Here is a 13998-nt window from a genome sequence, read left to right as displayed (position 1 = left end):
ATAGCGAGGCATGTCCGAGATCATCACGACACCGCCCACCGAAGACATTCCCGAATGCCCCGAGTGCGGCAAGCCGCAGCCGCTGTGCATTTGCGACAGCCTCGCGCCTGTCGAGAACACCGTTGAAGTCCTGATCCTGCAACACCCGCAGGAACAGGACCGCCTGCTCGGGACCGCGCGCCTGACGGCGCTCCAGTTGACCAACGCAACGCTGAAGATCGGCCTGTCGTGGTCGAGCCTGTCGAAAGCGCTCGGCCGCGAGGTCGATCCGGCAGGGTGGGCGATCCTGTATCTCGGCTCGGCCAAGGTGGCTGATCTGGAAACTGACCGCGACGTTGTCGCCATCGACCGCAAGGGCGGTCTGGAGCACGCCCAGAATGCGATCCTCAACAACATCGAGGGCGTGGTAGTGCTCGACGGCACCTGGAGTCAGGCCAAGGCGCTGTGGTGGCGAAATCCGTGGATGCTCAAATGCCAACGCGTGATCCTCGGACCGAAAAGCCTGTCGCTTTACGGCAAGCTGCGGCGCGAACCGCGCAGCGACGGGTTATCGACCATCGAGGCCGTGTCGTTATTGCTGGCGCGGCTGGAGAAGCGTCCACAGATCGCGGACGCGCTTTTGGGCGCATTCGAGCGGATGCTGGCGAAATATCGTGAGGGCGTGAAGGCTCATCCCGAACTATTGCCGAAGCCCAAGCCGAAGCGCGACTGGCGCAGGGGGCGCAAGCCCGCGCGGCGGCGACAGGGTTAAATCCGGAAAGCGGGAGTTTGACTGGACGCACAAGCCATCGCGAAAGCGCTGGCTCCCCGGGCTGGATTCGAACCAGCGACCATTCGATTAACAGTCGAATGCTCTACCGCTGAGCTACCGAGGAATGCTGCCATGCAGTCGGGGGCCGATATAACAAAGGCCGCAGCTTCTGCAAGCTAAAAGTCGTGCAGACTTAATGTCTTGCACGATCAAATCCTTCCAACACCATCATTGGGAACGATTTTGTTCCGTGAAGAGCCCGAAAGACCTGAAAGAAGGCTTGGAGGCCACGACCAGAATTGAACTGGTGTACACGGTTTTGCAGACCGTTGCGTAACCACTCCGCCACGTGGCCCCAAGGGCTGCGACTGTTACAGCCATTCGCGCGCCCGGGCAACCTTCGGATTTGTCGCGTGTTCAGACGCCTTTGGCGGCTTTTTCGATCCGGTCGGCGGCGTCGATCAGGGCCTGTCCGAATTCGCGTACGTCGGCGGCATTGCTGATGATGAGTTGCAACGAACCGCTCGGGTTCGTCTGTTTGTCGCCCTGAACCATGAACGGCAGCCGCAGCGCGAGCGCCTGATTCTCCACCACCATCGTCTCGTACCCGGCCAGCGGGAACACCACGATGTTGCCTTTCTCGTCCTTGGTCCAAGCCTCGTTCATGGTCTTTTCCTCTTGTTCCTGTCCCCACCCGGGCCGGGCGCGGTTGTTGAAGATTTTTGCCGGTTTCGCAAGCCTCCGGGCGATGACGGAGGCGCTTGCGTTTCCGTTTTCCTTGCCTCAAAGATGCGCGAAAGCGGCCTTGTTCGCGGCTGCCGTGACTTTTGAGGATGCCGATGCCCGATGCTCTGACCAGCCGTTTCAACATGGTCGATTCCCAGGTCCGCACCGCCGACGTGACGGATTTGCGCCTGATCGATGCCATGCGGGCAACCCCGCGCGAGGCATTCCTGCCCGCGAGCCAGAAGGCACTGGCCTATCTCGACCGCGACATCGCGCTCGATGGCGAAGACAACGTCTATCTCATCAAGCCGGTGGTGCTGGCGCGGCTCCTGCAAGCCGCCGAAATCGGCCTGACAGACCGGGTGCTCGTGACCGGCGGGGCTGCGGGTTATGCCGCCGCGATCGCGGGCCATCTCGCGGCCGAAGTCGTCGCGGTGTGCACCACCGACAAGGTTGCCGCGGCGAGCCGGACGGCACTGTCCTCGGCCTGCGGCCTGTCCAACGTCACCGTGACGGCGGGCGCGGCGGGCAAGGGGGACGCGGCGGCGGGCCCTTACGATGTCATCGTACTGGATGGCGCCACCGAGGTGGTCCCGCAGGCCCTCTATGAACAGCTCAAGCCCGGCGGCCGCCTGGTGGGTATCTTCGCGCACTCGGTCCCGTCGCGCGCGACCATCGTGACGCGCTCGGCGGCGGATTATGGTGCCCGGACGCTGTTCGATGCGACCGCACCGATCCTGCCGGACCTTAAGCGATTACCAGCCTTCACATTTTGAGGCTCTGGCGCATCTGACGGGGATTAGCCTTTCGGGTGTGGCCGAGAAGACCCATCCGGCGAGCTAATTGTTAGTAAACACTTACAAGTCCTTACGCCGGGCCCGCGAGGCGAATATGTTGCGGGTCAAGCTGGAGTCGGCGTGAGTCGATATTCCGGTTTTCTTGCGTGAATCCAAACGCGTAAGACGAAGTTGGAAGGAACGTAATGCCGTTTTCAGGGAAAGCCCGGCGCTTCGCGTTGGTCGCAAGTTCGGCCTCGTTGCTGTTTTTGGCCGTCACGCCGGTCCTTGCGGAAACCATCGAGTCCGCTCTGGTGCGGGCTTATCAGGACAACCCGCAGCTCAACGCCCAGCGCGCCTCCGTGCGTTCGACCGACGAAAATGTGCCGCAGGCCCTGTCTGGCTATCGTCCCCAGATCTCCGTGACCGCGAGCGGCGGGTCGCAATATACCGACGTCGTCGCCAAGCAATCGACTCCGCCCGGAGTGTCGCGAACCGAACTGCATGGCGTCAACGGGCCGTGGAGCGCGGGGGCCAACATCTCGCAAACCCTCTACAACGGCGGGCGGACCGCGAACCGGACCCGCGCGGCGGAAAGCCAGGTCTCTGCGGCGCGCGAAGGGTTGCGCGTGCTGGAGCAGAGCGTGCTGCTGGCAGCCGCCACGATCTACATGGATTATCTGCGCGACTCCGCGATCGTCGAAGTCCAGCGCAGCAACGTCAACGTGCTCGAGCAGACGCTCAAGCAGACGCAGGACCGCTTCAATGTCGGCGAGGTGACACGCACCGACGTTGCCCAATCGCAGGCGCAGCTCGCCGCCGGCCGGACTCAGTTACTGTCTGCCGACTCCACACTCACGACCACCCGTGCGAATTTCCGCCGCATTATCGGCAGCGATCCGCAAAACCCGCAGCCTGGCTCGCCGGTCGATCGCTATCTGCCGAGATCGCTGGCCCAGGCCGTCGATATGGGAATGGTGGAAAATCCGAACGTCACGGCCGCCATGTACGGCATCGACGTGAGCTTCCTTCAGGTCAAGGTCAACGAGGGCGCGCTGTTCCCGACGGTCACGTTGCAGGGCAACGTGCAGCAGGCCAACGAGCAGACCCTGACCGCCTTCAAGGGATTTAGCGCTTCGGCGACCGCGAACATCTCCATCCCGATCTATCAGGGTGGAGCGGAATACGCGTTGATCCGCCAGTCGAAGGAATCGCTGGCGCAGCAGCGTCTGAACCTCGATCAGGTCCGCGACCAGACACGCGCCACCGTAGCCCAGAGCTGGGGGCAGTTGACCGCCACTAAATCTCAGGTGGCATCGGCTCAGGCGCAGGTGACGGCTTCGGAAATCGCGCTCAATGGCGTGCGTGAGGAAGCCCGCGTCGGTCAGCGCACCACGCTCGACGTCCTAAACGCGCAGCAGGCGCTTGTGAATGCCCGCATCGCGCTTGTCACGGCGCAGCATGACCGGGTCGTGGCCTCCTATACCGTGCTCAACGCGGTGGGGCGGCTGTCGCCGGTGACGCTGAAGCTCAAGACTTCGGTCTATGACCCGTCGGTTCATTACCATCAGGTCCGCGATAGCTGGTTCGGCGTCCGCACGCCTGACGGTCGCTGAGGCCACACTCCGCTGTGGAAGCACCGGAAGGTACCGGGCCCTTTGCTTGCAATCATTTGCGGCCATGACGTACCTTTTTCGGAGGCTGCGTAACGATTCGCGGCAGTGGAGTGCGGCTTTTCGGGGACTGAAAAGCCGATGACGTGGAGTCGGAGATGAACCAACCGGCAAAGGCGCAAGAGCCCTCAATGGAGGAGATTCTTGCGTCTATCAGGCGCATCATTTCCGATGACGACGCCAAACCGGCTGCGGCTCCAGCAGAGGCTGCTCCTGCTCCTGCACCGGTTCCGCCCCCGAAGGTGACGGCTCCCGCGATGAAGGCGGCTGCGGCGCCTGTGGCGACCCCCATTCCTCCCGTCGTTCCAACTCCCGCGCCGGCTGCCAAGAACAGCCAGGACGACATCGACGCAATGCTGGCAAGTTTCGATGCGCCGGCACCGGCTGCTCCGCCTGTTGAGGAGGCCGAGGACGTCTTTGAGTTGACCGAGCAGATGGCTGTGCCTGCGGCCGCGGCCGAAGGCTTCCAGAAGGTCGAGCCGCACGACGATCTCGAAATCACCGACTCCCCGCCGCCTGCGTCAAAGGCCGAGGAGGCGCCGGTTCTGAGCGCCACGACGGCAAAAGCGGTGGAATCGGCTTTCAACTCGCTCGCCACCACCGTCCTGTCCAACAACGCCCGCACGCTGGAGGATCTCGTCAAGGAGATGCTGCGGCCGATGCTGAAGTCGTGGCTCGACGACAACCTGCCGACGCTGGTCGAGCGCATCGTCAAGGCGGAAATCGAGCGTGTGGCGCGCGGCCGCTGATTTCGGCTAAAATCCCGATATCATTGCAGACTTGACGCGCCCGGACAGGCCGCTAAAGCCTCATCTGCGCTATAATCGCACTTCACCCTTCTTCCGACAGGCGGGCTGCATCCGCGCCCGCGTCCCTGTGATTGCATTGTGATGATCGAGAAAAATTACCAGCCCGCCGAAATCGAACCGCGCATCCGCGCCGCATGGGACGAGGCGGGGGCCTTCAAGGCCGGGCGGCCGGAGCGGCGCGATGCCGAGCCTTTCACGATCGTCATTCCGCCGCCGAACGTCACCGGCTCGCTGCACATGGGCCACGCGCTCAACAACACCTTGCAGGACATTCTGTGCCGCTTCGAGCGCATGCGCGGCCGCGATGTGCTGTGGCAGCCCGGCACCGACCACGCTGGCATCGCCACGCAGATGGTGGTCGAGCGCCAGTTGGCCGAGCGCAAGGAACCATCGCGCCGCGACATGGGCCGCGAGAAATTCCTCGAGCGCGTCTGGCAGTGGAAGGCGGAATCCGGCGGCATCATCGTCAACCAGTTGAAGCGGCTCGGCGCATCCTGCGACTGGTCGCGCGAGCGCTTCACCATGGACGAGGGGCTGTCGCGCGCCGTCGCAAAAGTGTTCGTCGCGTTGCATCGCGACGGGCTGATCTACAAGGACAAGCGGCTCGTCAACTGGGACCCGAAGCTGCTGACCGCGATCTCCGATCTCGAAGTGCAGCAGGTCGAGGTCAAGGGCAATCTCTGGCACCTGCGCTATCCGTATGAGGGCAAGACCTTCAACCCGGAAGACCCGTCCACCTTCATCGTGGTGGCGACGACGCGGCCCGAGACGATGCTGGGCGACAGCGCGGTCGCGGTGAATCCGGCGGACGACCGCTATCGCGGCGTCGTCGGCAAGAACGTCGTGCTGCCGCTGGTCGGCCGCAAGATTCCGGTCGTCGCCGACGATTACTCCGATCCGGAGAAGGGTTCGGGCGCGGTGAAGATCACGCCCGCGCACGACTTCAACGACTTCGAGGTCGGCAAGCGTCACAAGCTGCCGCAGATCAACATTCTCGACATCGAGGGCCGCCTTGCGCTCGCGGACAATGACGATTACCGCAAGGGCATCGCGCAAAGCGGTCTCGACCTGATCGCCGAGATGCACGGCATGGAGCGCTTCGCCGCGCGGCGCGAGATCGTCGCGCGTCTGGAGCAGCAGGGCTATCTGGAGAAGATCGAACCCAACACGCACATGGTGCCGCACGGCGATCGTTCCGGCGTGGTGATCGAACCGTTCCTCACCGATCAATGGTACGTTGACGCCAAGACGCTGGCCGCGCCCGCGATCGCCGCCGTGCGCAGCGGCGCGACATCGTTCGTGCCGAAGAACTGGGAAAAGACCTATTTCGAATGGATGGAGAACATCCAGCCATGGTGCATCTCGCGCCAGCTCTGGTGGGGACACCAGATTCCGGCGTGGTACGGTCCCGACGGCAAGGTGTTTGTCGCCGAAACGGAAGAAGAAGCCGTTGGCAAGGCACTCGGCTATTACACCGAGCAGGGCGTCATCACCGACGAGCAGGCCCATGAGATGGCGGTCGATCCCGCCAAACGTGAGGAATTCATCACCCGCGACGAGGACGTGCTCGATACATGGTTTTCTTCGGCGCTGTGGCCGTTCTCGACGCTCGGCTGGCCTGACGACGAGACGGATGTACGCCGTTACTATCCAACCAGCGTGCTCGTCACCGGCTTCGACATCATCTTCTTCTGGGTCGCCCGCATGATGATGATGGGCCTGCACTTCATGAACGATGTGCCGTTTCCGACCGTCTACATCCATGCGCTAGTCCGCGACGAGAAGGGCGCGAAGATGTCGAAGTCGAAAGGCAACGTCATCGATCCGCTCCATCTCATCGACGACTACGGCGCGGATGCGCTGCGCTTCACGCTGGCTGCGATGGCGGCGCAGGGCCGCGACATCAAGCTCTCGACCCAGCGCGTCGAAGGCTACCGCAACTTCGCGACCAAGCTGTGGAACGCATCGCGCTTTGCCGAAATGAATGGCTGTGAGCTTGCGAAGGGCTTCGACGCCACGCAATGCAGGGAGACGCTGAACCGCTGGATCGCGCACGAAACCTCGCGCGCGACGCACGAAGTGACGGAGGCGATCCGCGCCTACCGCTTCAACGACGCGGCCGGCGCGATCTATCGTTTCGTCTGGAACGTGTATTGCGACTGGTATCTCGAACTCGCCAAGCCGGTGCTGACTGGCCCCGACAGCGAGGCGAAGCGCGAGACGCAGGCTGCGGTCGCGTGTGCGCGCGACGAAATCCTTAAATTACTGCATCCGTTCATGCCCTATATCACCGAGGAATTGTGGGCGGTGACGGCGAAACGCGACAACGTGCTGGCGCTCGCGGAATGGCCGATCCGCTCCGACGACGAAGTCGCGCTGGAGGCCTCGATGCAAACGGCGCTGGCGGGCGATCCGCTCGCCATTCCGGTCATGCCGGCATCCGCCGGGCAGGCCGAGACCTTCTCCGATCCGAAGGCGGAAGCCGAGATCGGCTGGCTGATCGATCTCGTCACCACGATCCGCTCCGTTCGCGCGGAAATGAACATCGCCCCCGCAACGCTGTTCCCGCTGATCCTGGTCGGCGCGTCCAAAGAGCTTCAGGAGCGCGCCTCGCGCTGGAGCGACGTCATCAAGCGGATGGCGCGTGTGGCCGAAATCTCGTTCGATGCCGCGGCACCGCAGGGCTCGCTGCAATTGCTGGTGCGTGGCGAGACGGCTGCAATCCCGCTCAAGGGCGTGATCGATCTGGGTGCGGAAAAGACGCGGCTCGAAAAAGAATTGGCCAAGGCCGATGCCGACATCGCGCGCGTCGATGCCAAGCTCGGAAACGAAAAATTCGTCACCAATGCGCCGGAAGAGGTGATCGACGAGCAGCGCGAGAAGCGCGAGGAAGCGGTCGGCCGCCGCTCTAAAATCACGGATGCGCTGGAGCGGCTGAAGGCGGCGGGCTAATCCTTCGGAAACGGCTTGCTCAAAAACCGCGAGCCTTTCACGCCATAGCGCCACGGCAGTTCGGCGGCCTTGGTGATCCCGATGCGCACGCCGGAGGCGATCTCCGGCACTTGCGTGCGGGCATGAATGGCGATCGGCGAAGAGTCGAGCGCGCAGCCGTTGTGCTTGATGGTCACCGCGAGAGCCGCGCAAACCTTCCCTGGTCCCGAACACAATGCGCGCTCGTCATGCAACCCGCGACGGCGGCGCATGGCAGCCAACCCGCGCATGGGCTCCACCGCGCGGATCAGAACCGCAGCCGCCGAGCCTTCCGCCTCGCAGACGAAATTCATGCACCAGTGAATGCCGTAGGAGCGATAGACGTAGAGATAGCCGGGCGGGCCAAACATCACCTGTGTGCGGGGCGTCACGCCGCGATAGGAATGCGCGGCCGGCTCGGTCTGGTGATAAGCCTCGACCTCGACAATGGTACCGCCAACGCCATCGACGAGCAGGGTGGCCCCGATCAGCTCCGGCGCAATTTCATGAACGCTGCGGGCGAAGAAACTGCGCTTTAATTGCTTGCCCAGCGCGGGGCGGCGGTCGGTGGCGGGCATTTCGGTCTGGAAAACCTGAATCGGCGGGTCTGCGCGCGGCATGGAAATATGGTAGGAGTGAATCCTACCTCCAGTCGCCCGGTTGTCGCAATCGGCGCGTGCGCATACTTTGGGGCCGGAGCATGTCGCTCCGAAATGGATTTGCGGACGGGTTTTTGATGGTCACCTTGATCGACACGATTTCGGAGCGGCAGGTCAGGCCGCGCCACCCGGAAAAGGCCAATCGCCCCGACTCGGTTTCGCCGCCCAAACCCGACTGGATCCGCGTCCGCGCGCCGACCTCGCGCGGTTACGCCAACACCCGCAACATCGTGAAGGAGAACGGCCTCGTCACCGTTTGCGAGGAGGCGGGCTGCCCGAACATCGGCGAGTGTTGGGACAAGAAGCACGCCACCTTCATGATCATGGGCGACACCTGCACGCGCGCCTGTGCGTTCTGCAACGTGCGCACCGGCATGCCCGAGGCGCTCAATGCCGATGAGCCCGCGCACATCGCGCTCGCGGTGAAGAAATTGGGTCTCGCGCATGTCGTCATCACCTCGGTGGACCGCGACGATCTCGCAGACGGGGGTGCCGAGCATTTCGCGCGCACTATCCGCGCGATCCGTGAGGATTGCCCCACCACGACCATCGAGATTCTGACGCCGGATTTCCTGCGCAAAGACGGCGCGCTCGAGGTTGTCGTGGCGGCGAAGCCCGACGTGTTCAACCACAATCTCGAAACCGTGCCGTCGTGCTATCAAAGCGTGCGGCCCGGCGCGCGCTATTTCCACTCGGTGCGGCTGTTGCAGCGGGTGAAGGAAATCGATCCCACGATCTTCACCAAGTCGGGAATCATGGTCGGGCTTGGCGAGGAGCGGCACGAAGTGTTGCAGGTGATGGACGATCTGCGTTCCGCCGATGTCGATTTCCTCACCATCGGACAGTACTTGCAGCCGACGCTGAAACATCACGCGGTGATGCGTTACGTCACGCCCGAGGAATTCAAGGGCTACGAACAGATCGCCTTTACCAAGGGCTTCCTGATGGTGTCGGCAAGCCCGCTGACGCGCTCGTCTCACCACGCCGGCGAGGATTTCGAGAGGCTCCGGGCCGCGCGCGAAGCCAAGCTGCAATCCGCAGGCTGATGCCGCAATTCTCCAACAAGCGCCGCGTCCGCCACAGCGCCTCGCAGATGTTCGATCTCGTCGCCGATGTCGAGCGCTATCCGCAGTTCGTGCCGCTGTGCCAGTCGCTGAAAGTGCGCCAGCGAACGCAGAACCCCGACGGCACGGAAACCATCGTCGCGGACATGGGCGTGTCGTTTCAGCTCGTGCGCGAGAATTTCACCAGCCGCGTCACGCTCGACCGGGCCAATCTGAAGATCATGGTCGAATATCTGAAAGGGCCGTTCAGCAGATTGCAAAACCGCTGGACGTTCGAGCCCAAAAGCGAGGACGCCTGCGACGTGAATTTCTTCATCGCCTACGAGTTCAGGAGTCGGATGCTCGCGGTGTTGATGGGCGCGATGTTCGACGCCGCTTTCCAGAAGTTCGCGTCGGCGTTCGAGAAGCGCGCGGACGCAGTCTATGGGATGCCGCGCGCGAGCGTTTGACCGGCGCCTTCGGCCCGCGTGCCATCTCGATCAGCATTTTCAGCGCTTCGATCACCGACTGCTGCCGGACGCTGCTGCGCCCGACCGCGCCGAACCGCTGCTCGCGATGGGTGATGCGGCCGTCGCGCGCGGCCACCGCGAAATGCACGAGGCCCACGGGCTTGCCCGGCGTCGCGCCGCCGGGTCCCGCGATGCCGGTAATGGCGACCGCGAGATCGACATCGGCATGTTCGAGCGCGCCGAAGGCCATCGCGATGGCGACTTCCTTGCTGACCGCGCCGAAGGTCTCCAGCTTCGCGGTCTCGACGCCGATCATGGCGTGCTTGGCTTCATTGGAATAGGTGACGAAGCCGCGATCGAGCACATCGGAGGAGCCGGGCACCTCGGTCAGCGCAGCGGCAACGAGACCGCCGGTACAGGACTCGGCGGTCGCGATCTTCAGCTTGCGCATCCGGCAGAGATCGAGGAGGGAGCGGGACAACGCCCGTGTGGCGCTGTCGCTCATCTCAGTTGCTCCCGGCCATATCGTCCGCCCAGGGCAGACGAATGGTTGCAGCGGCGGTTGCCGCGATGCCTTCCTGACGGCCGGTGAAGCCGAGCCGCTCGCTGGTCGTCGCCTTCACGGCGATACGCGACACCGGCAGGCCGGTGATCTCGGCGATCTTCGCGCGCATGGTCTCGCGCAAGGGGCCGACCTTCGGCGCTTCGCAGATAAGCGTTACTTCAAGATGCGCGATGCGGCCGCCGCGCTGTTTCACCAGATCGACCGCGTGGATCAGGAATTGGTCTGAGGCGGCACCCTTCCACTTCGGATCGCTCGGCGGGAAGTGCGAACCGATGTCGCCGTCCGACAGCGCACCCAGAATCGCATCGACAATGGCATGCAGCCCGACATCGCCATCGGAATGGGCAAGGAAGCCGCGATGGAACGGCACCTTCAGGCCGCACAGCCACAAATGGTCGCCGTCGCCGAAGGCATGCACGTCATAACCCGTCCCGGTGCGGACATCGCCGAGCGCGGCGGCAAGGCGAATTTCCTCGCGGGAGAAATCTTCGGGTGTCGTCAGTTTCATGTTGGCAGCATCGCCTTGAAAGGTTGCGACCGTCAATCCTGCCCATTCGGCAAGCGCGGAATCATCGGTGAAATCGTCACGGCCCTCGCGAGCAGCCCGGCGGTGCGCGTCGAGGATCGTTTTAAACGCGAATGCCTGTGGCGTCTGCGCGATGCGCAATGCCGCGCGGTTTGGCGTGTCTTCCACAAGCCCGGTGTCGCCGACGCGCTTCACGGTGTCGTTGACAGGGATCACAGGAATGGCCGCGCCGGTCGCCAGCGCTGCGTCGATCGCCCGCGAGATCACGTCCTGCGTCACGAATGCGCGCGCGGCGTCATGGATCAGCACGATGTCAGGCGCATCGTTTGCCAGCGCCTCGAGTCCGGCGCACACCGATTGCTGCCGTGTCGCGCCGCCGGGAACGGCGGGGCGATAGGCCAGCCCCTGCGTTGCCGCCGTGAACAGCGCCGCGTCATCGGCGTGACGCACCGGCTGGACCGCCGAAATGCCGGGATGGGTGCAGAAAGGGGACATGGCGCGGGCCAGGACGCTCTGGCCGGCCAGCGTCCGGTATTGCTTGGGGCCACCGGCCCCGGCGCGGAGGCCACGGCCGCCTGCAACGATAATGGCGGCTGCTCGTTTGGAAGAGGGCATTGAACTCACAACGGAAAATGAGGGTTGGGCCGCTCCTTAGCACAGGCCGGTCCGGATTCGGAGGCTTTGTTCCCTTTCTGAGCCTTCGCCTTGCAACCGCCTGCTAAAATGTTGCGCCGCACTTGTGTTTTGAATGGTTTTGTCTAATATCTAGGCAGTAGGGTGATTTGCTTATTTAATATGCGGATCATTACCGGCCCTTTGCCAACGGAAAGACCGCGTTGCCTGTCGAACCGACTCCCATCGTCAAAGGCCTTCGAATTGGCGATATCGACATCGCCAATCGCGTGTTGCTGGCGCCTATGTCCGGCATCACCGATGCGCCGTTGCGGCGTATCGCGGCCCGGCTCGGAGCGGGCCTTGTCGTGTCGGAGATGACGGCGAGCGACGATCTCGCGCGCGGGCGGGCGATGTCGGTTCTGCGCTGCGAGGCGAGCGGTATCGGGCCTCATGTCGTTCAGCTTGCGGGCTGCGAGGCCAAATGGATGGCGGAAGGCGCACGCATTGCCGAGAGCGGCGGCGCCGACATCATCGACATCAACATGGGCTGCCCCGCGCGGCACGTCACCGGCGGACAGTCCGGCTCGGCGCTGATGCGCGATCTCGATCATGCCATGACGCTGATCGAGGCGACCATCGCGGCAGTGAAAATCCCGGTGACGCTGAAGATGCGGCTCGGCTGGGATCACGCTTCGCTCAATGCGCCTGAACTCGCACGGCGTGCCGAAGCGGCCGGCATCCGGATGGTGACGGTGCATGGCCGCACCCGCTGCCAGTTCTACAAGGGCGAGGCCGACTGGAACGCGGTGCGTGCCGTGCGCGATGCGATCAGCATTCCGCTCGTCGTCAACGGCGATATCGCCAGTTACGAAGATGCCGTGGCGGCGCTTGCGGAATCCGGCGCGGACGCGGTGATGATCGGCCGTGGCGCGCAGGGCCGCCCGTGGCTTCCCGGACAGATCGCGCGGCAGTTGGCGGGCGGTGCGGCGGAAACCGATCCGGCGCTCGACGTGCAGCTCGGCTATCTGCGCACGCTTTACGACGACATTCTTTCCCATTACGGCGCGCGCATCGGGCTGCGTCATGCCCGCAAGCATCTCGGCTGGGGCCTTGATGTCGCCGAGGAGGGAGCGGGCGCGGGCGCCGATGCATTGAAGGCATGGCGCGGGAAGATTCTCACCAGCGAGCGGCCCGATGACGTTCACGCCATGCTCGACCGGGCCTTCAATGCATTTGCACGGAGCGCGGCAGCATGAGCGTCGCGGCGGGCGAGCATACGGTCAATGGCATCAGCGAAGCGATGCTGAACGCGCTGCCTAATCCGGTGATGCTGGTCGCGCCCGACGGGCGGGTGGCCGACGCCAACATGGCGGCGGAAGCCTTCTTCGAAACCTCGATCCAGCACCTCAAGCGCCTGTCGCTGAAAGATTTCATCCCCTTCGGCAGTCCGCTGCTCGGGCTGATCGAACAGGTCCGCCGCGACGGCAACGCCGTCAACGAATACAAGGTCGATCTCTCGACGCCGCGCATCGGCGCCGACCGGCAGGTCGATATTCACGTGGCGCCCCTGCCGGAGCGGCCGGGGCATATCGTCGTCATGCTTCAGGGCCGCACCATCGCCGACAAGATGGACCGGCAGTTGACCCATCGCAGCGCTGCCCGATCGGTCACCGCGCTCGCCGCGATGCTGGCGCACGAGATCAAAAACCCTCTGTCAGGCATTCGCGGCGCGGCGCAGCTTCTGGAGCAGGCGGCGACGCCCGAGGATCGGTCGCTGACGCGGCTGATCTGCGACGAAGCCGACCGTATCGTCACGCTCGTGGATCGCATGGAAGTGTTCGGTGACGAGCGCCCCGTCGCGCGCGGGCCGGTCAACATCCACTCGGTGCTCGATCATGTGAAGCGGCTCGCGCAGTCCGGCTTCGCACGCAACATCCGTTTCATCGAGGATTACGATCCCTCGCTGCCGCCGGTCCTCGCCAATCAGGACCAGTTGATTCAGGTCTTCCTCAATCTGGTGAAGAACGCCGCCGAGGCGGTTGCCGATGTCGATGAGCCGGAAATCGCGCTCACCACGGCCTTCCGCCCCGGCGTGCGCCTGTCGATCCCCGGCAAGGCGACCCGCGTATCGTTGCCGCTGGAGTTCTGCGTGCGCGACAACGGCCACGGCGTACCGGACGATCTGTTGCCGAACCTGTTCGATCCGTTCGTGACGACCAAGCCGACCGGCAGCGGGCTTGGCCTCGCACTGGTCGCCAAGATCGTCGGCGACCATGGCGGCATTATCGAATGTGAATCTCAGCCGAGGAAGACGATCTTCCGCGTGCTGCTGCCGATGTTCAACTCAACCCAACCCCATAGCGACGGGGAAGCCGCGGGAACGGCCTCCAGACGCGATAGCGCCACATGAGGAAG

At 63.8% G+C, this 13998-nt stretch carries 12 protein-coding genes, 2 tRNA genes and 1 pseudogene; 9 read left to right on the top strand and 6 right to left on the bottom strand.

Annotated elements, in window-relative coordinates:
* Positions 1-10 precede the first annotated feature (10 nt).
* On the top strand, positions 11-751 hold the full coding sequence (locus AFIC_RS08845) for a tRNA-uridine aminocarboxypropyltransferase (RefSeq protein WP_275245881.1): 741 nt from the start codon (positions 11-13) through the stop codon (positions 749-751).
* A gap of 49 nt (positions 752-800) precedes the next feature.
* Here the strand turns inward: AFIC_RS08845 and AFIC_RS08840 are convergent.
* The 3 genes from AFIC_RS08840 to AFIC_RS08830 form a co-directional block, all read right to left on the bottom strand.
* Positions 801-875, bottom strand: a tRNA-Asn gene (locus tag AFIC_RS08840).
* A gap of 157 nt (positions 876-1032) precedes the next feature.
* A tRNA-Cys gene (locus tag AFIC_RS08835) sits at positions 1033-1106 on the bottom strand.
* Between the two features lie 62 nt (positions 1107-1168).
* A complete protein-coding gene (locus AFIC_RS08830) occupies positions 1169-1417 on the bottom strand; it encodes a chemotaxis protein (RefSeq protein ID WP_275245880.1) in 249 nt (82 codons plus the stop codon).
* A gap of 173 nt (positions 1418-1590) precedes the next feature.
* Here AFIC_RS08830 and AFIC_RS08825 point away from each other — a divergent pair, with 173 nt between their 5' ends.
* The 4 genes from AFIC_RS08825 to AFIC_RS08810 all read left to right on the top strand — a co-directional run bounded on the left by AFIC_RS08825 (position 1591) and on the right by AFIC_RS08810 (position 7687).
* A complete protein-coding gene (locus AFIC_RS08825; RefSeq protein WP_275245879.1) occupies positions 1591-2253 on the top strand; it encodes a protein-L-isoaspartate O-methyltransferase family protein in 663 nt (220 codons plus the stop codon).
* Between the two features lie 206 nt (positions 2254-2459).
* Positions 2460-3869 carry a TolC family outer membrane protein gene (locus AFIC_RS08820; protein ID WP_275245878.1) on the top strand — a complete coding sequence of 470 codons (1410 nt, stop codon included), beginning with the start codon at positions 2460-2462 and terminating at the stop codon, positions 3867-3869.
* 155 nt (positions 3870-4024) lie between these two features.
* Positions 4025-4675 (top strand): PopZ family protein, encoded by a 651-nt coding sequence (locus AFIC_RS08815; RefSeq protein ID WP_275245877.1) that lies wholly within the window; start codon positions 4025-4027, stop codon positions 4673-4675.
* A gap of 141 nt (positions 4676-4816) precedes the next feature.
* A complete protein-coding gene (locus AFIC_RS08810; protein ID WP_275245876.1) occupies positions 4817-7687 on the top strand; it encodes a valine--tRNA ligase in 2871 nt (956 codons plus the stop codon).
* Here the strand turns inward: AFIC_RS08810 and AFIC_RS08805 are convergent.
* Positions 7684-8283: a DNA-3-methyladenine glycosylase gene (locus AFIC_RS08805; protein WP_275248675.1), complete on the bottom strand. Its 600-nt coding sequence runs from the start codon at positions 8281-8283 to the stop codon at positions 7684-7686. The two genes, AFIC_RS08810 and AFIC_RS08805, sit on opposite strands and share 4 nt — an antisense overlap.
* 158 nt (positions 8284-8441) lie before the next feature.
* Between AFIC_RS08805 and lipA the strand changes: the two genes are divergently transcribed.
* Together lipA and AFIC_RS08795 are read left to right on the top strand one after the other, a co-directional pair.
* A complete protein-coding gene (lipA, locus tag AFIC_RS08800) occupies positions 8442-9410 on the top strand; it encodes a lipoyl synthase (RefSeq protein WP_275245875.1) in 969 nt (322 codons plus the stop codon).
* Entirely contained in the window at positions 9410-9877 is a 468-nt protein-coding gene (locus AFIC_RS08795; protein ID WP_420833316.1) for a type II toxin-antitoxin system RatA family toxin, read from the top strand. Before lipA ends, AFIC_RS08795 begins: the two co-directional genes overlap by 1 nt.
* A gap of 82 nt (positions 9878-9959) precedes the next feature.
* Here the strand turns inward: AFIC_RS08795 and AFIC_RS15830 are convergent.
* Positions 9960-10328 (bottom strand): annotated as a pseudogene (locus AFIC_RS15830) (CinA family protein); the annotation flags it as partial.
* Between the two features lie 55 nt (positions 10329-10383).
* Positions 10384-11583 carry a bifunctional 2-C-methyl-D-erythritol 4-phosphate cytidylyltransferase/2-C-methyl-D-erythritol 2,4-cyclodiphosphate synthase gene (locus AFIC_RS08785; protein WP_275245873.1) on the bottom strand — a complete coding sequence of 400 codons (1200 nt, stop codon included), beginning with the start codon at positions 11581-11583 and terminating at the stop codon, positions 10384-10386.
* Positions 11584-11885: 302 nt separating this feature from the next.
* Here AFIC_RS08785 and dusB point away from each other — a divergent pair, with 302 nt between their 5' ends.
* Both dusB and AFIC_RS08775 read left to right on the top strand, forming a co-directional pair.
* Positions 11886-12839, top strand: a complete 954-nt coding sequence (dusB, locus tag AFIC_RS08780; protein ID WP_338063157.1) for a tRNA dihydrouridine synthase DusB — start codon at positions 11886-11888, stop codon at positions 12837-12839.
* The gene (locus tag AFIC_RS08775; RefSeq protein WP_275245871.1) at positions 12836-13993 is read left to right on the top strand and encodes a two-component system sensor histidine kinase NtrB; all 1158 of its coding nucleotides are present in this window, start codon (positions 12836-12838) and stop codon (positions 13991-13993) included. Before dusB ends, AFIC_RS08775 begins: the two co-directional genes overlap by 4 nt.
* The last annotated feature ends 5 nt before the right edge of the window (positions 13994-13998 follow it).

Origin of the sequence: [Pseudomonas] carboxydohydrogena, assembly GCF_029030725.1 — a bacterium.
GTDB lineage: Bacteria > Pseudomonadota > Alphaproteobacteria > Rhizobiales > Xanthobacteraceae > Afipia > Afipia carboxydohydrogena.
This window is presented reverse-complemented; position numbering and strand designations above follow the sequence as displayed.